General features: G+C 53.5%; 14 protein-coding genes. 11 read left to right on the top strand and 3 right to left on the bottom strand.

The genetic code is table 11. The features are described from left to right. A partial coding sequence (locus PsW74_RS24465; RefSeq protein ID WP_208988135.1) for a sterol desaturase family protein occupies window positions 1–1,299 on the bottom strand: 1,299 nt, incomplete at its 3' end. 521 nt (window positions 1,300–1,820) lie between these two features. Here PsW74_RS24465 and PsW74_RS24460 point away from each other — a divergent pair. The 3 genes from PsW74_RS24460 (at window position 1,821) to PsW74_RS24450 (ending at window position 3,956) form a co-directional block, all read left to right on the top strand. After that, entirely contained in the window at window positions 1,821–1,991 is a 171-nt protein-coding gene (locus PsW74_RS24460; RefSeq protein WP_057463812.1) for a DUF1427 family protein, read from the top strand. Between the two features lie 277 nt (window positions 1,992–2,268). Then, on the top strand, window positions 2,269–2,847 hold the full coding sequence (locus PsW74_RS24455) for an NAD(P)H-dependent oxidoreductase (RefSeq protein WP_082826952.1): 579 nt from the start codon (window positions 2,269–2,271) through the stop codon (window positions 2,845–2,847). Between the two features lie 458 nt (window positions 2,848–3,305). Continuing rightward, entirely contained in the window at window positions 3,306–3,956 is a 651-nt protein-coding gene (locus tag PsW74_RS24450) for a LysE family translocator (protein ID WP_208980514.1), read from the top strand. Window positions 3,957–3,964: 8 nt separating this feature from the next. On the opposite strand, the gene PsW74_RS24445 is transcribed toward PsW74_RS24450, so the two are convergent. Continuing rightward, window positions 3,965–4,807 carry an alpha/beta hydrolase gene (locus tag PsW74_RS24445; protein ID WP_063287086.1) on the bottom strand — a complete coding sequence of 281 codons (843 nt, stop codon included), beginning with the start codon at window positions 4,805–4,807 and terminating at the stop codon, window positions 3,965–3,967. Between the two features lie 553 nt (window positions 4,808–5,360). On the opposite strand from PsW74_RS24445, the gene PsW74_RS24440 reads away from it, so the two are divergent. Beyond that, the gene (locus PsW74_RS24440) at window positions 5,361–7,280 is read left to right on the top strand and encodes a family 20 glycosylhydrolase (protein WP_063287087.1); all 1,920 of its coding nucleotides are present in this window, start codon (window positions 5,361–5,363) and stop codon (window positions 7,278–7,280) included. A 47-nt stretch (window positions 7,281–7,327) separates the two neighbouring features. On the opposite strand, the gene PsW74_RS24435 is transcribed toward PsW74_RS24440, so the two are convergent. Further along, window positions 7,328–8,095: a GntR family transcriptional regulator gene (locus tag PsW74_RS24435; protein WP_057463808.1), complete on the bottom strand. Its 768-nt coding sequence runs from the start codon at window positions 8,093–8,095 to the stop codon at window positions 7,328–7,330. A gap of 387 nt (window positions 8,096–8,482) precedes the next feature. On the opposite strand from PsW74_RS24435, the gene PsW74_RS24430 reads away from it, so the two are divergent. The 7 genes from PsW74_RS24430 to PsW74_RS24400 all read left to right on the top strand — a co-directional run bounded on the left by PsW74_RS24430 (window position 8,483) and on the right by PsW74_RS24400 (window position 15,957). Then, entirely contained in the window at window positions 8,483–9,361 is an 879-nt protein-coding gene (locus PsW74_RS24430) for a sugar ABC transporter permease (RefSeq protein WP_208986508.1), read from the top strand. A gap of 1 nt (window position 9,362) precedes the next feature. Further along, window positions 9,363–10,205 carry a carbohydrate ABC transporter permease gene (locus PsW74_RS24425; protein WP_057463806.1) on the top strand — a complete coding sequence of 281 codons (843 nt, stop codon included), beginning with the start codon at window positions 9,363–9,365 and terminating at the stop codon, window positions 10,203–10,205. A gap of 40 nt (window positions 10,206–10,245) precedes the next feature. After that, a complete protein-coding gene (locus PsW74_RS24420) occupies window positions 10,246–11,466 on the top strand; it encodes a sugar ABC transporter substrate-binding protein (RefSeq protein ID WP_063287088.1) in 1,221 nt (406 codons plus the stop codon). 62 nt (window positions 11,467–11,528) lie between these two features. Further along, a complete protein-coding gene (locus tag PsW74_RS24415; RefSeq protein WP_063287089.1) occupies window positions 11,529–12,629 on the top strand; it encodes an ABC transporter ATP-binding protein in 1,101 nt (366 codons plus the stop codon). A gap of 9 nt (window positions 12,630–12,638) precedes the next feature. Further along, window positions 12,639–13,823: a Gfo/Idh/MocA family oxidoreductase gene (locus PsW74_RS24410; RefSeq protein WP_063287090.1), complete on the top strand. Its 1,185-nt coding sequence runs from the start codon at window positions 12,639–12,641 to the stop codon at window positions 13,821–13,823. Continuing rightward, window positions 13,820–14,830: an SIS domain-containing protein gene (locus PsW74_RS24405; RefSeq protein WP_063287091.1), complete on the top strand. Its 1,011-nt coding sequence runs from the start codon at window positions 13,820–13,822 to the stop codon at window positions 14,828–14,830. The genes PsW74_RS24410 and PsW74_RS24405 overlap by 4 nt, the downstream gene beginning before the upstream one ends. Before the next feature lie 20 nt (window positions 14,831–14,850). Next, entirely contained in the window at window positions 14,851–15,957 is a 1,107-nt protein-coding gene (locus tag PsW74_RS24400; protein WP_063287092.1) for an SIS domain-containing protein, read from the top strand.

Here is a 15,957-nt window from a genome sequence, read left to right as displayed (position 1 = left end):
AGGATGCCACGTCACCTGCTGCACCGCAGGTGTGCTGCCATCCAAAACCACTGGCTTCTCCAGCCACGGCAGTGCAGAAAGCGTTGTTTCTTCAGAGAGTTTAATCTCAGGTGAAACCCCTTTTGCAACATCCATCCGCTGCGAGACCTGCGTCGAAATCGGCAAAGTCCAAAGCACGGTGAGAAACCAGAGCAGAGCTGGCACTCGCGCGACCTCAACAAAGCGCAGTTGATATTTGCCCTCCAGAAACTGCGAGATCATCACGAGACCAGCCAGAATAAGCACCACACCAAACGCCAGCTCCCGTGCGCTCAGTTGTGGGGACAGGAAGATAAACATGGTCACCAGCAGCACCAGCAGCGCGAATGAGATGCCACAGTACAGCTTGGTCAGCGGTGAGATCACCGGATCAAATTTAGGGCGGTTGGTGACACCTGTTTTCTGTAGTTTACTGGTGTTCCGCCGCCTGTCTTCCGGTCGCCATCCCGTTGGTTTGAACCACAGCCGGACCTTGTCCCACCAGCTGCGCGTATGAAGGCTGTCGCGAAACAGCATGGACCAGTGCTGCAAGTTGGCTTTCACCGGATTCCACGTTTTCAGCGGCGTTGTGGTGCCATAATGGCAAGGGTGCTCTGCGACCTCCGGCTGCCAACTGCCAAACATCCGATCCCAGATCACCAGCGTGCCGCCGAAGTTCTTGTCGATGTAAATCGGGTTCTTGGCATGGTGGACACGATGGCTTGAGGGCGTGGAAAACACACCTTCCATAAGGGGGATACGATCAATCGCCTGGGTGTGCAGCCAGAACTGATAGGCCTTCAACAGCATAAATTGCACAAGGAACACTTCTGGCGGGCAGCCAAGGAAGGCGAGAGGCAGATAGAAGACCCACGAGAACGCATACTGAAACGCACTCTGCCGCAGCGCCGTGGTCAGGTTATACTCCTCACTTTGGTGATGCCCCACATGGGCGCCCCAAAGAAAATTGTAGGTGTGTGCAATGCGGTGGAACCAGTAATAGCAGAAGTCCACGCCAAAGAAGAACAGGACCCATGTGGCCCAACTGGTTGAGCCAAAGTCAAACATCCGATAGGACGACCACGCCCAGATAAACACCGAGAATGTAAAGGTTTTTAGCAATGCATCTGAAACCAGCAGGCAAATGCCCATGGAAAGGCTGGCAATGTTATCACTAAACCGGTGCAGGTCCCGCCCGCTCATGCGCAGGTAGGCGTATTCCATCAGCATAAAAAACAGAAACAGCGGAATAGCCAGCGCCGTCACATTATACTCTGCCATTTTATTCCCCCTCGCACTGCATTCCAAAAGAATGGTCGTGCAACAAAAAAGCGTCGAGCTGCAGGCCTGAGCGAATACCAGTAAAGGACCGCAAAGGCGCTTATGTTGACTTTAACGTAAAGGCAGAGAGATGGGCTGACAACACAAATCTGAGCTCATGAAAATGGCGATAAGTAGAAGTTCTGCAAGAAGATGCAGGAGTTTTGCGCAGAACTAACATAAATGATTGCTGTCCAACATATTGATTTAAATGAACTAATGAAAATGACAGTGCGGCAACTGATCGCATTTTGAATATTTTTTCTGCAAATGATTTTTTTTGCGTTAAAAGTGCAATTACAGGGTAGGGTCCGCCTTGTCGGGCGACCTGAATATTCAAGGACCTTAGCTGGCTGTCCTTCACGGTTTTCGGTCATACACTCAGGGGACTGCAGGGGTATGGGCGCGCAGTAAAAGCAAGGGCTGTAGTTCAAAGAAAACAGAGTTTTCTGAACAATAAGAAAGAATTAACGGGAGACACCATGGCTGAACTGCTTATGTCAACACTTGCTGGCTTCATTATTGGAGCGATCTTCACCGCAATCAAACTGCCTATTCCCGCTCCACCAGTTCTGTCTGGTTGTGTAGCGATCCTTGGCGTTTGGGGTGGTCATCAGATCATGCTGCAGATCACTGAGCGCTTCTTCTCCTAAAGTGCGTTCGGTTTGATTGAGGCCAATCAAACCCTACAGCGTATCTCCGAAAAGTGGAAACCGGTTTTCGGATAAAGATACGCAAAAACAAAGACTAAAGCAGCGCAAGTGTTTCAGCTTAAATACGAACTGCTTTAAGTGTTCGCTAGAATATAGAAGTGTTTACGGTCAAATTTCAAAAAGCGGTGCTGAAGTTCAGTGCCGTTTTTTTTGTACTTGCATAATAAAGAAACAAAAATGTATATAAAAACAAAAATATTGTCATATGGAGTTTCCCATGAATATCCTCCTCATCTCAGGAAGCACCAGAGAAGGCTCGTTGAACAAGAGCCTGCTGGATGCCGCTGAAGAAGAAGCGCATAACCTGAACCATCAAACGACCAGCCTGCCGCACCAGCTTGCCTCTTTTCCCCTCTACCATTCCGATCTTGAAGCAGATGCCGCCGTTCAGAACCAGCTCTCGATGCTACGGCAACAGATTGAAGCTGCTGATGTAATTCTGATCTCCTCTCCCGAATATAACGGCTTCCACACCCCGCATCTCCATAACATATTCACCTGGGCGTCCAGACGGGCAGCTGGCAAATCCCACTCCGTGCTTGAGGGGAAAGTGGTCAGTCTGCTAGCCGCCGCACCGGGTCCATTCGGGGGTGTAAGAATGCTTCCGCGTCTGGCGTCGTTTGCAGCTGACCACGGTTGTTGGGTGCATCCGCGATATGTCGCTGTCGGTAATATGGCATCAAAGACCAATGATGACGGTCAGCTAACCTGTTCGGAGACAAGACAAAAACTGCGCAATCTAATCAGCCAAACCTGCAAAATGGCCGAACCAGTAAAGATCACAGAACCTGCCTGAACAGACCTGCTGCATCTCAGAAAAGCCAAACCCGGTGTCTCAAACACCGGGTTTTTTATGTCTGATTGCTTAGCAGACGGGCAATCTGATCAAACAATGGGCAGTATTATCGATTTCTTGGATCCTCCTTAAATGAGTCCCATCCGGAAATATACACATATTCATCAATGAGTTATCAAAAGTTCAGTGCGTCATCGTTAGTTTGGCACGCCCTTTGCGCTTGTGCCGACCAACAGAGTTTGCACAAACAGCGCGCGGAGAGGGGGCAGCTACAGAAACTCACAGTGCCACGTTTGGAGAGGCGGGCCTTAAGGCTTACGGCAAGTGAATTTCTAATCCGCGCGCGAGGGGAGATGAACCATCAGTCATCTCCCCTTAGCCTTCCAGGTTTTGGGTTGCGTTCGTATGTGCGTTGCTTTGCGTTATTTATGTGTTTCTAGCGTTGAATTGGAAAACCCATGGAGCTTCTTCGCTCTTTTGATGCCACACTCATTTTTGGTTTTATCGTCACCTTCATGGCGCTCAATTTCACACCCGGTCCCGCGGTCCTGAAAGTGGTTGGCGACAGCATCACAAACGGTATTGGTAAAACCCACGCCAGCATGGCCGGTGTGTTTGGAGCCAACCTCATGTATGCGCTCCTCGCCGCGGGAGGCATGAGCGCGCTGCTATTGTCTTTCCCGGTTCTGTTTGAGACAGTCAAATGGATTGGCGTAGCTTATCTATTGTATCTTGCATATGGCTCTTTCAAAGCCGCTTTCTCAGCCTCGCTGGGCGAAGCGAAAGAACAGAAGCCGGCATCCACTCTGAAGCTGTTCCTCACCTCATTCGCAATGCAGGGTGCAAACCCGAAATCCGTCCTGTCATTCGGTGCGATGCTGCCTGTGTTCGCTGGGGAAGGCGATGGCATGGCCCTGCGCATGATGGCACTGGCCGTCTTCAACATCGCGCTCGAATATCCGGCACTGCTGTTTTACGCCTATCTCGGAACTCGGGCCTCCAAATTCGCAGTCTCCGCCCGTTCTCGCGCAGCTATGGATGCCTTCGCCGGCACAGCATTGGCCGGTGCAGCCTACATGATCTCCAAAAGCACGCTGAAAACACAGTAGGCAGCTTCTCACGCATTCAGGAAACCCAGTGCTTTCTCATTAAAGAGTGCTGGGTTTTCGAACATCAGGAAGTGGCTCCCGCCATCGGTCTTGCGGACCACCTCAAGCGCGCCATTTGGCATTGAGGAGGCGATGAACTGCTGTGAAGCCAGCGGATGCCAACTGGCCTCGCCTGTAAACACCAGAGTGCGCTGGTGAATGTTAGGCAAAAAGGCCCGCCAATCCTGCATCATGAGGTTTTCGATAAGAGCAGCAGCATGCGCGCGGGGCAATTTCAGGTTCTCGGCTGCCAATGCGCGCAAAGCAGCGTCACCAACCTTGCTGGTGAACATCCCGCTAATAATCTCAAGATGATCCTCAACATTGCGGGTCCTGCGAATAGCCACCACCATCTCATCAAGTGACTCCAAAGTGGGGTGGATAGAACCTGCCTCGTTGATCTCTTGTTGTGACCAGGAGGGCCGCGCCATGAGGGCCGCTGGCTCGTCGATAAAAATCAGACGGCGCGCAGGGCGTTCAGCCCCGAACATATCCAGATATGCCCAGAGCATGGCGACGGAAAGCGAATGGCCAACCGCGTCGAAATCGCGAAGGTCCAAGGCCTCAACCACATCAAACAGATCCTTGGCAAACCGATGGATCCGATAACCATCCGTGGGCTTTTGTGATGCGCCGTGCCCCCGGTTCTCAAGAGCATAAACCGTATGGCTCTGGCAAAAATCGGCGAACTGTCCTTCATATACAGATGCCGTCTGGCTCCAGCCACCCAGCAAAAAGACAGGCCGTCCTTGTCCGCCTGTCAGATAGGAGAGTTCCACCCCATCTCGGGTCCGTACACTCTTGCGTTCCATCCTCTTTGGCCTTTCGCAGACAACTCAACACGCTCCTGCAAGTATAGAACCCAACACGTTACCCAGCCGCAAATGAGGTCTTCATCGCGATGTGAGGAAGGCCACCTTGAATAACTGGTCCTAAATTTGGCAGGCAGATTGTCTACCAGCCGGAAAGCTCTAACAACCACCATGCCTTGCTCCGGTATTGATGCAACAAGGCAGGCGGCCGCGTTGGAAAACAGAATTGTAGTCAAAGACTTACACAACCTGAAAAATTTGTGTTTGATTTGGCACCATGAGTGTTTGTGTAAGTTTCAGATGTGCAAAATAAAGTAACTATCCGCGAACTTTGAAAGTAATACCAATTCAAAATTATAGATTTATTTATCTGCCAAGGTGTTGACAGGCCCAGCCAAGTAGAAGCTATGCTACTGCGTGTTCTTCAGGAAATGTAACCTGATTTTCCAACAAGGACAGTCGCAAATTCAAGCAGTTAGAGCATGCGCTCAGGCAATCCATTGCCTTTGGTGTACTCACTGCAACATCCTGAAATTGGTGAGGAGACGTGGGCATGGAAGCTGCTGCCTGTGCTGATACTACAATCAGAATGGAAACATGGAGAACGGAGGATCGGCAGATCAAATGCATCCTCTCTGCCAAGTGCGATGCACCCATCTCCAACTACACCCTGTGCTTCAGCATGCTTGCGCCTTGTGAGGTGATTGAAGGTGCCACTGTCAAGAAAATGACGGCGGGCTACATAGAGCTTGGCTTTGACAGAGATGTTCTGGGAACAGGGCAGGCTCTGGCGTTCACGCTCAAATACAAGCGAAGCATGAACCCCTCCAACTGCAGCTGGCTACCAAAAGGCGCTTATCTGCGTATGGGGGATGGCAGCATTGCGCCAGTCCAGCTCGCCCCGCGCGGTATTGATCAGACCTTCACCACCAAACTGCCTGAACAACAGGCCGATCCCGCATCCCGCGAATTGATGCTTGTCCCAGCCCCGCAAAGCTGGCAGCCCTCCGGTGACACGCTGGACGTAAGTGCAGGTTACAAGCTGGATCGTTCTTGGGATGCAGAAGGCGAGGCCGAGAGCACGGACGCTGTGGAAGCCCTCTCAGAGCGCAACAACATCGGTCCATTCCTCTGTGAGGATGGCGTTGCGCTTCGCTTTGCCAAAAACGAAGAACTCGCCGAAGATGCCTATGAACTCGCAATCACCTCAGAGGGCATCACACTCTCTGTGTCAGCGGCAGCCGGTGCTTTTTACGGTTCCATCACACTGCTCAACCTCAAGCTGATCTACGGTGGAACCATCCCTTGCGGCCAGATTTCCGACGCACCACGGTTTGAATGGCGCGGCCAGCATCTGGATTGCGCACGCCACTACTACGAGCCGGAAACACTGCTTCGGCTTGTCGATATGCTGGCCTTGTTCAAACTCAACCGCTTCCACTGGCATTTCTGCGATGATGAAGCCTTCCGTCTGGAGGTGGAGAGTTATTCGGAACTCTGGAAGAAGTCAGGCATGCGTGGTGAAGGTCGTGTCGTACCGGGCATTTACGGTGCAGCAGACGGACCACAAGGCGGCACCTATTCCAAAGCCTTCGCCAAGCGACTGGTGGACCACGCCAAAGCATTGAACATCGAAATCCTGCCGGAAATCGAAGTTCCAGCTCACTCCTGGGCGGTTCTTCAAATCCACCCGGAACTGCGCGATGCTGCGGATGAAAGCGGTGAGGTCTCCGTCCACGGCTACCTGAACAACACCATCAATCCCGCCTTGCCAGAAGCGTGGACCTATATGGAAGCGCTGGCCAAGGAAATCTCCGGCATCTTCCCGTTTGCTCACTTGCACCTTGGCTGTGATGAGCGCCCGCCAGCAGCATGGACCAAGTCTCCTGCCATCGAACAGTTGAAGGCAGAGCAGGGCCTCAAAACAGCGGATGATGTGCAAGGCTGGATGATGGACAAACTGGCGCTGTATGTCCGTTCGCTGGGCGTACGCCCCGCAGCGTGGGAAGAAGCTGCCAAAGGTGCCAATGGAGGCATCAACAATGACGCCATCCTATTCTCATGGACACAGCAGGGACCGGGGCTGGAAGCCGCCCGTAAAGGATACTCGGTGGTGATGACCCCAGCTGCGCACGCCTATTGGGACATCGCTCCCTCCGGCAACTTCAACGAGATCGGCCTCAACTGGGCCGGCATCACCAGCCTTGCAGACAGTGTGAGTTGGGATCCGGTGCCGGAAAATGAGCCCGAGCTGGAAAGCAAGATTATCGGCGCCCAGGGTTGCCTGTGGTCAGAGGTCGTCCTGCGGGATGCCAACATGGAAACCATGATGGCTCCGCGCATTCTGGGTATTTCAGAAATCGGCTGGGCGACCCGCGCCAACAAACCGGATGCAGATGAGATCACGCAAAAGGCTGCGTGCTACAGCAAGCTGTTCTCTGCCATCGGGTGGCGTCAGGATGTAAGGGACTAAACAACAAAAGCCCCGCTCCAAATTTTGGCAGCGGGGCTTTCAACATCTTAGACGTTGCGCAATTCTGCAACAAAATCATAGATATCACCGCGATACACGCCTGTGGTCAACTCGATGGCCCGGCCACTCGCCAGATAAGCCGTGCGGTCAATGTAAAGCGCCGCATCCCCTTCACAAACTTCCAGCAAGTCAGCTTGCTCTTCTGTCAGTTTGCAAGCGGAGATACGCTGGATAGCACGGGACGGACGCATACCGTTCAAAGACAATTTCTCATAGAGAGACGTTTCAATCCGCGACGGATCAGGCACGAACTCGGTTGAGAGCGAACTGGTCTCAATCGCCAACGGAATACCATCCGCACGGCGCAGACGGGTAATCCTCGAAACCTGACCGTCAGACGCAAGCCCAAGCGCAACAATTTCCTCAGGTGAGGGAAGGTAAATCCCACAGGACAGCGTCTCGGAGGAGGATGTCTTCCCGCGCCGCTGCATGTCCTCGGTAAAGCTGGTAAGCGCCGACAAGGACTGCTCCATGCGCTTCATCTGCGGAGCCACATAAGAACCTGAGCCCCGGCGCTGAATCACCAGACCATCCACCACCAACTGCGAAATGGCTTTGCGAATCGTCACGCGGGACAGCCCGGTCAGTGTCGCCAGCTCACGCTCGGCTGGCAGAGTGGTCGCTGCTGCTAACCGTCCATCTTTAATGGCAGATTCAAGGTGTCGGTAAAGCTGTAAGTAGCGTGGACCGCCACTCCTCTGCTGCCAGGATGTCGTTGAGAACAGATCGGTATGGGTATCTTCTTGTGCGCTCATTCTGCTCTTCTTTATGTGAATCCGTATTATCTATAATACCTTTTTGATACCAATGCAAAACAATACCGATGGCATACCAATGAAAGAAATGAAGCTTATCCCCTTGCGATTTTCTTGAAAAATCGGAGATTTTTCGTCTGAAACAGAAATATTTCACAGGAGGTACTGAAATGGTAGACAAATGGATTTGTTTTGGTATTATTTTGGTGCTCGCAAAAAACACGCGGTTCGTCTCCCTGGCGATAACAAGACGCAAGCGGCGAGTGACAAGCGATCACCTTTGGGAATTGGGGAGAGCGCATGACACATGCGTCAGGGGACCTGCTGCCTTATCAGGGCGAGCGCGGCGGTTCGGCACAAAAGAAACAAGGGATGCTGCAAGGGCTTATGCGCTCACAGGCAACCTTTGCATGGCTACTGATTGCTCCGGCAGCATTGTATCTCGTATTAGTCGTGGCCTGGCCGCTGGTAGAGACAGTCCGTTTGTCTTTCACCAACGCCAACATTGGCGGCGAAGCCTACATCGGCACTGCCAACTATGAGAAGCTGCTCAGCTCTCGCAAATTCGGTCAGACAGTGTCCAGAACGTTCTATTGGATGTTCCTGTCTGTCTCATTCAAAATCATTTTCGGTCTGATTGGCGCAACGCTGCTCAACGCGGCAATCCCGGGACGGGCTCTGTTCCGCATGCTGGTCATGCCACCGTGGATCGTGCCTGTTGCGATTGGCTGTTTCGGCTGGTTGTGGCTCTACAACGGCCACTTCGGCATCATCTCAGGAGCCTTGCAATACGTAGGCATTCTGGATGGCCCGTTTGAATTCCTCGCCTACAAGCAAAGCGCGTTTTACTCCGCCGTTGTCACCGATGTCTGGGTCGGCCTGCCTATGGTGACCATCTTCATGCTGGCAGCCATGCAGGGCGTGCCGCGCGATCTTTATGAAGCAGCCTATGTGGACGGGGCGTCCCGTTGGTACCGCTTCCGCCGCATCACCATTCCGCAAATCCTGCCGGTGATCATCACCATGTCGATCCTGTCGATCATCTGGACCTTCAACTCCTTCGAGATCATCTGGATCTTGACGGAAGGCGGCCCGCGCAACGCAACCACAACGCTGATCATCGACACCTACAAGATGGCCATTGCAAACTTCAAGTTCGGGCAGGGGGCAGCCCGTGCTGTGATCGTGGTGACACTGCTTAGCGTGTTCTCACTGGTCTATCTGTTCGCACTTCACCAGATCAAAAAACGTTTCGAGGCAGCCTAAAATGATGGATCGTTACTCGCTGCCACATAAAGTATTTCTCTACTTCTGCGTGGTGCTATTCCTCGGCTTCATTCTGCTGCCGTTTTTTGAGATGTTCATGACCTCGCTGCGGCCACTGGAACACCTGTTCCGCTCGCCCTACCAGTTCTGGTCAGACGACTTCTCGTTCAAAGCCTACTCCCAGATGTGGGAGACAGTGCCAATGCTGCCGCGTTACATCGCAAACAGCATGCTGATCTCCATCTCGGTGACAGCTCTGGCTTTGGCGTTCGTCATTCCCGCCGCTTATGCCTATGCCCGGTTTGACTTCAAAGGCAAATCACTCAGCCTCGGCATCTTTCTGGCGGTTAACATGTTCTCCGGTGCTGTCCTGCTTATTCCGCTGTACAAGCTCCTGAGAAACTACGGCCTGCTGAACACCTACTTCGCCATGATTGTTCCCGGTGCAGCGTTTCTGGTGCCAATGGGAATCTGGCTCCTGAAATCCTATCTGGAGAAAATCCCGCGCGAACTGGAAGAAGCAGCCTTCATGGATGGCGCCAGCCGTCTGTACACCTTGCGCCGCGTTGTTCTGCCTTTGGCGGTTCCCGGTCTCATCGTGGTGGGTGTGGCTGTGTTCCTGTCAGCCTACGCACAGCAGTTCCTGTTCGCGATCACGTTCAACAGCGTCAAGGAGTTCATGCCTCTGCCAGCGGGCATCCTCGAGTTCATTGGCTATCAGTCAGTCAAATGGAACCAGATGATGGCAGCAAGCATTGTTGGAATACTGCCCGTACTCGTAATTTTCCTATTTTTACAGCGCTACTTGGTGGCCGGTCTCACAGCCGGTGCGATCAAGGAGTGATTTTTAAAAGTGTCAATGGTTACTACTGGGAGGAGAAACCATGAGAACCAAACTACTATTTGCAGCGGCTGCAGGGGCAGGCGCAATGATGGCAGCAACATCTGCACAATCAGCTGAGCTACATTTCATCCGTTGTGGGGACAACGGGTTGGATGAAGATCGCAAGGTTATTGCCGCATTTGAAGCCGCCCATCCCGGCAACACCGTCAACATGGAAAGCCTTCCATGGGGCACTTGTCAGGATAAGTCTTTGAAACTTGCATCCGCAGGCAGCCCACCATCTGTGTCCTACATGGGCTCTCGTACGCTCAAGCAGTTGGCAGACAACAACCTCGTTGTTGATGTGAAGATCTCGGAAGATCAGCAGAAAGCCTATCAGCCGGGCGTCCTGAACACCGTGAGTTACCGAGACAAGTTCTGGGGCTTCCCGCGTGCATTTTCCACCAAGGGTCTGTTCCTCAATTGTGACATCTTCGAGGAAGCCGGTCTTGCGTGTGAAGCACCAAAGACCTGGGACGAGATGTATGCGGCTGCGAAGACCATCAAGGACAAAACCGGTAAAGCAGGTGTCGGTCTGACGGGCAAAGACTTTGACAACACCATGCACCAGTTCCTCAACTACCTGTATTCCAACGGCGGTCAGGTCATAGATCCATCCACCAACGAAATCACTCTGGATTCCAAGAACACACTGGAAACTCTGAAGTTCTACGGCAAGCTGGTGGAAGTTGCTCAGGAAGGTCCAACCGCATTTGAGCGTACGCAGGTCCGTGATCTGTTCAACGACAACAAAGTTGGCATGTACATCGACGGCCCTTGGGCTCGCGGTCAGCATAAAGAAGGCATCACCACCAAGGCTGCTCCAATTCCAGCTGGTCCAAGCGGTGTCAGCGGTACACTTCTCATCACCGACTCCCTTGCTGTCTTCAAAGGCTCTGGCCATGAAGAACTGGCGATGGAATTTGCGCGCATGATGACCACAGGCGACTCTCAGTACACACTGGACAAACCAGACGGTTGGGGCCTCACACCAATCCTGAAATACGAAGAGCTTGGCTATGAGAAGCCATACTACATGGATGATCCATACTGGGCAGTCTTTGTAGACTCCATCCCAACAGGTGGTCCGGAGCCTCTCTTTGTTGATTACAAAGCGATGCAGACAACCATCAACTCCATGATTCAGGGCATCATCCTGAAAGACGATACCGCTGAAAACCTGGTGGCAATCGCCGCTGAAGAACTCGAAGAGTTCAAGTAAGCAAAACCCGGAGAGGCTGGCGACAGCCTCTCCCCGTTCCTTAGTGCGAGAAGACGAATATTATGGCCACGCTCCAGCTACAAAACATCGAAAAATCATTTGGACCAACAACCGTGTTGAAAGACGTCAACCTGTCCATTGAGGATAAGGAATTCGTCGTCTTCGTTGGCCCTTCTGGCTGCGGAAAAACAACGCTCCTGCGGATCGTGGCAGGTTTGGAAATAGCCTCCGAAGGCTCCATCATCATTGATGGCAAAGACGTTTCCAATGACCACCCTATTGACCGTGGCATCTCCATGGTGTTCCAGAGCTACGCGCTCTATCCTCACCTCTCAGTTTTCGAAAACATCGCCTTTCCGCTGCGCGTGGCAAAACGTCCGGAAGAGGAGATCAAGGACCGCGTCAACAAGGCTGCTGCAATCCTGCAACTTGAAGAGCGCCTGAACCACAAGCCGGGACAGCTTTCCGGTGGTCAGCGCCAGCGTGTTGCCATTGGCCGCTCTATTGTTCGCAATCCAAAAGTGTTCCTGTTTGACGAGCCGCTCTCAAACCTTGATGCAGCGCTGCGCGGGGACATGCGTGTGGAACTCTCCAAGCTCCATAAAAGCCTCGATACCACAATGATTTACGTCACCCACGATCAGGTGGAAGCCATGACCATGGCCGACCGCATTGTGGTGCTCAACGGCGGTGTGGTGGAGCAGTGCGGCACCCCGATGGACCTGTACCTGCGCCCGCGCAACAAATTCGTGGCTGGCTTCATCGGCCATCCAAAAATGAACTTCCTGCCCGCCATCGTCAGCCGCGTCGAAGACCGCATGCTGCACGTGAAGCTCGCCAATGGTGGTGTCATGAGCATGCCAGTGGCGTCTGAGGGCGTGAAGGCCGGTGACAACGTGGATATCGGCATCCGCCCTGAGCATATGCAGCTCGATGAGAATGGACCAGTTTCCATGCATGTAGAAGTGCTGGAGCGGCTGGGAGCCCATTCCATCGCCTACGGTAAAGTTGAAGGGGATGGTGCGTTTTGTGCATCCTTGCCTGGCATGGCTGAGATTCCGGAAGGCACAACCATAAAACTCAGTATCAAGCCGGAGGATGCCTACGTCTTTGACGAAAGAGGAGTTGCGCTGCAACGCCTTGGTGCTCTGGAACTGGCATAGGAGAAACACATGCGTATCATCGTTGTTGGTTTGGGTTTGCGAGCTGTCAGTGTTCTGGAAAGACTGCAGGCTCACATGAGCGAAGCGGAAGTGGTGGCCTATGTAGACCCCAAACCGCACCAGATTGAACGCCTCAAAAACCACGAGGCCATCAAGCCCTACGACACGCTGGAAGAGATGCTGGTTGGTGAAAAGGCGGATCTGTTGTTCGTCAGCTCTCCAAACCACATGCATCTGGAGCACATCCGTCTGGGCCTTGAAGCTGGCATCCGCATGTTTGCAGAAAAGCCTGTCGTGATCTCCATGAGCGAGACCATGGAACTGGCAGAGCTGCTTTCCAAACACGGTGCAGATCAGGTGCTCATCGGTCTGGTTCTTCGCTACGCCCAGCATGCAAGAGATCTGCGGGATGCGCAGGCCGCTGGTCAGCTCGGCGATGTAGTCTCCATTGAGGCCAACGAGCATATTGCGCCGTATCATGGGGCTTTCTTCATGCGTGACTGGCGCCGCCATGAGAAATATTCCGGCGGCTTCATGCTGGAAAAATGCTGCCATGATCTTGATATCTACAACATGGTGACCGGCTCGCGCCCCTCCCGTGTTGCCAGCTTCGGTGGCCGAAAATCCTTTGTCCCAAGCAATGCACCAGCAAAAGAAACAGATACGCAAGTGTATCATGTTAAAGAGTCCATCTGGGAAGCCGCGGAAGACCCGTTCCTCTCTGATGGCGATATCGTCGATCACCAGACCGCGATCCTCGAATACGAGAGTGGGGCCACCATGGCCTTCCACACCAACATCAACGTACCGGACGAACACCGCCGGTTCTGCGTGATTGGTACCAAAGGCATGGCAGAAGGTGACTTCGTGCGCGGTTATCTGAAAGTGACCGATGCCCACACCCGCGGCACATTGGTGGATGAAGATTACAACAAGTCCATTGACCGCCCCGGCGCACACTACGGCGCTGATGACATGATGTGTCAGGACCTCTGCGCCTATCTGCGCGGTGAAATGGACAGCCTGCCAGTTTCCGTCGTGGATGCGCTGGAAGCAGGCGTCGCCGCACTGGCACTCGATCAGGCGCGCACAACTGGTCAGGTCGTGGACCTGACGTCCTATTGGCAGAAATTCGACAGTTTCAACCTGCGGGAAACCGCAGCAACAACAAAAAAGATGGAATCAATACAGTGACCAAACTCCCCGGTGCGTACATGCGCGCTGAGATAGATCAGGCAATTCCGGCATTCGCAGAAGGGGTCCGTCAGGACCTCACAGAGAGTGTCAAAGCAGCAGCGCTGGACAAGCTCGACACGTTCTACACCATTGCGCGTGGAAGCTCAGATGCAGCCGCCAACTTGATCTCCTATGAACTGATGGCCGAACTGCAAAAGCCGGTAACAACACTGCCGCCCTCTGTGTTCAGTCTGGGGAATGGATTGCAGTTGGGTAATGCTGGCGCCCTTATTTTCTCCCAATCCGGAGGAAGTAAGGATCTGGTCAGTGCTGCAATCGGGTTTAAAAGCGGCGGCGGTAAAACGCTCGCCATCACAAACACACCGGGTTCTCCGTTGGCAACTGAAACGGACGCCTGTGTCGATATCAAAGCAGGGCTGGAACAAGCCGTTCCAGCCACCAAAACAGTCATCTGCACCATTGCCGCCGGAATGGCTCTGCTGGCAGCCCTCAAACCAGACTACGCTAAAGCCTGTGAAGCAGCAGCAAAAGCCATGCTGGCCAGCGCTGAGGCGAAACTTGAGCAGGCTGACGAGATCATCGAGGCTGTGAAGTCCACGCCGCATGTGTATGTGATCGGGCGCGGGTGTGGGTTCGGCGCAGCGCAGGAAGTTGCGTTGAAACTGAAGGAAACAACAGCCATTCATGCAGAAGCGTATTCCGCTGCTGAGGTGCTGCACGGTCCGCTGCAACTGGCCACAAAACCGCTCTGTGTCCTCATCCTGGATACGGGGGAAGAGGTCAGCAACCAGAGCCTGAGCCTGGCGGAGGAGCGGTTCCGCTCTGTCGGCGCAAATGTTTTCCGCCTGACACCAGAAACCGTTGGTGCGCAAGGCCTTACTCCCGCAGCAAGCTCGGCCATGTTGTTGCGTGCATTGTACCCAGTGATTTTGGAAACTGCTCTCCAGTTGGGTCTGGACCCAGATCAACCGGAAACACTTTCTAAGGTAACTGTAACTATTTGATTTTATGAAGGAATGCTGCGATGGTCGATCTGACCAAATGGGCAACTACGCGCGAAATTCAGGCGCAACCGCAAATCTGGGCAAGTTGGGGACAGGATTTCGCTGCGCGTCTGAGTGACCTGAGCGAATGGGTTGCCAATTCCGGGGCCACGGAAGTCTGGTTCTGCGGGGCAGGCACCTCCGCCTATATCGGCGACCTTCTGTGCAGAGCACTGGACGCAACCTCTGTACTGCCAATGCGCTCCGTTCCTTCAACCGATCTCGTCAGCGCCCCGCACGTGTTTAAACGCAACGGTGTCATTCCGCTGGTTGTCTCTTTTGGTCGCTCCGGCAACTCCACCGAGTCCATCGGCACGCTGGACTTGCTGGACGCGATCTTCCCCGAAGCACCACGGCTAAACATCACCTGCAACAAAGACAGTGCACTGGCAACCCGCCAGCCTGCTTCAAAGGCCAGCCAACGCGTGATCGTTCTGCCGGATGAATGCCACGACAGCGGCTTCGCTATGACCTCCAGTTTCACCACCATGATCCTAACGGCCATGGCAGTTTTCGGGCAGGAAACGCCGGAAGAATTCACCGCCAACATGAACGAGATCAGCCATGCAGCTGAGATTGTTCTGGCGCAAGCGGATCAACTGGCAGGCAAACTCACCAACCCTCAACGTGCTGTCTTCGTAGGCTCCGGTCCGCTTGCCTTTGTTGCCCGCGAAAGCGCGCTGAAGGTGATGGAACTCGCCGCAGGCAAAATTCCGTCTATCTGGGACAGTTCCCTCGGCTTCCGTCACGGACCAAAGTCTTTTGTTGATGCACAGACCAAGGTCTTCGTGTTCCTCTCCAACAACCTGCATTCCCGCCGTTATGACGAAGATCTGGCAGACGAGGTGAGGGCGCAGTTTGGTGAGCACACGGTCATTGCCATTGGCAATTCTGCAAAGGCAGATGTGCACATTCCATGCAAACTGGAGGATGGCTGGATGTCTGTGCTCCATGTACTCATTGCCCAATGGCTGGGTGTGGCATGGTCTGATCAGCTTGGCTTCAACGTCGACAATCCGTTTGAAGGGCAGGGCACGCTGACCCGCGTTGTCTCGGGCGTCAAGCTCTACGCATTGGAAGAGGCCTGA

This window comes from Pseudovibrio sp. W74, from assembly GCF_001623085.1.
GTDB lineage: Bacteria > Pseudomonadota > Alphaproteobacteria > Rhizobiales > Stappiaceae > Pseudovibrio.
The sequence above is the reverse complement of the archived record's forward strand: the minus strand, read 5'-3'. Positions and strand labels throughout refer to the sequence as shown.

What these genes read in the sequence shown, in the direction of transcription:
- PsW74_RS24445 (WP_063287086.1), bottom strand. Translation starts at nt 4,807, where the DNA reads ATGGAACGCAAGAGTGTACGGACCCGAGATGGGGTGGAACTCTCCTAT.
- PsW74_RS24420 (WP_063287088.1), top strand. Translation starts at nt 10,246, where the DNA reads ATGAGAACCAAACTACTATTTGCAGCGGCTGCAGGGGCAGGCGCAATG.
- PsW74_RS24440 (WP_063287087.1), top strand. Translation starts at nt 5,361, where the DNA reads ATGGAAGCTGCTGCCTGTGCTGATACTACAATCAGAATGGAAACATGG.
- PsW74_RS24410 (WP_063287090.1), top strand. Translation starts at nt 12,639, where the DNA reads ATGCGTATCATCGTTGTTGGTTTGGGTTTGCGAGCTGTCAGTGTTCTG.
- PsW74_RS24460 (WP_057463812.1), top strand. Translation starts at nt 1,821, where the DNA reads ATGGCTGAACTGCTTATGTCAACACTTGCTGGCTTCATTATTGGAGCG.
- PsW74_RS24425 (WP_057463806.1), top strand. Translation starts at nt 9,363, where the DNA reads ATGATGGATCGTTACTCGCTGCCACATAAAGTATTTCTCTACTTCTGC.
- PsW74_RS24430 (WP_208986508.1), top strand. Translation starts at nt 8,483, where the DNA reads ATGCGCTCACAGGCAACCTTTGCATGGCTACTGATTGCTCCGGCAGCA.
- PsW74_RS24415 (WP_063287089.1), top strand. Translation starts at nt 11,529, where the DNA reads ATGGCCACGCTCCAGCTACAAAACATCGAAAAATCATTTGGACCAACA.
- PsW74_RS24455 (WP_082826952.1), top strand. Translation starts at nt 2,269, where the DNA reads ATGAATATCCTCCTCATCTCAGGAAGCACCAGAGAAGGCTCGTTGAAC.
- PsW74_RS24450 (WP_208980514.1), top strand. Translation starts at nt 3,306, where the DNA reads ATGGAGCTTCTTCGCTCTTTTGATGCCACACTCATTTTTGGTTTTATC.
- PsW74_RS24435 (WP_057463808.1), bottom strand. Translation starts at nt 8,095, where the DNA reads ATGAGCGCACAAGAAGATACCCATACCGATCTGTTCTCAACGACATCC.
- PsW74_RS24400 (WP_063287092.1), top strand. Translation starts at nt 14,851, where the DNA reads ATGGTCGATCTGACCAAATGGGCAACTACGCGCGAAATTCAGGCGCAA.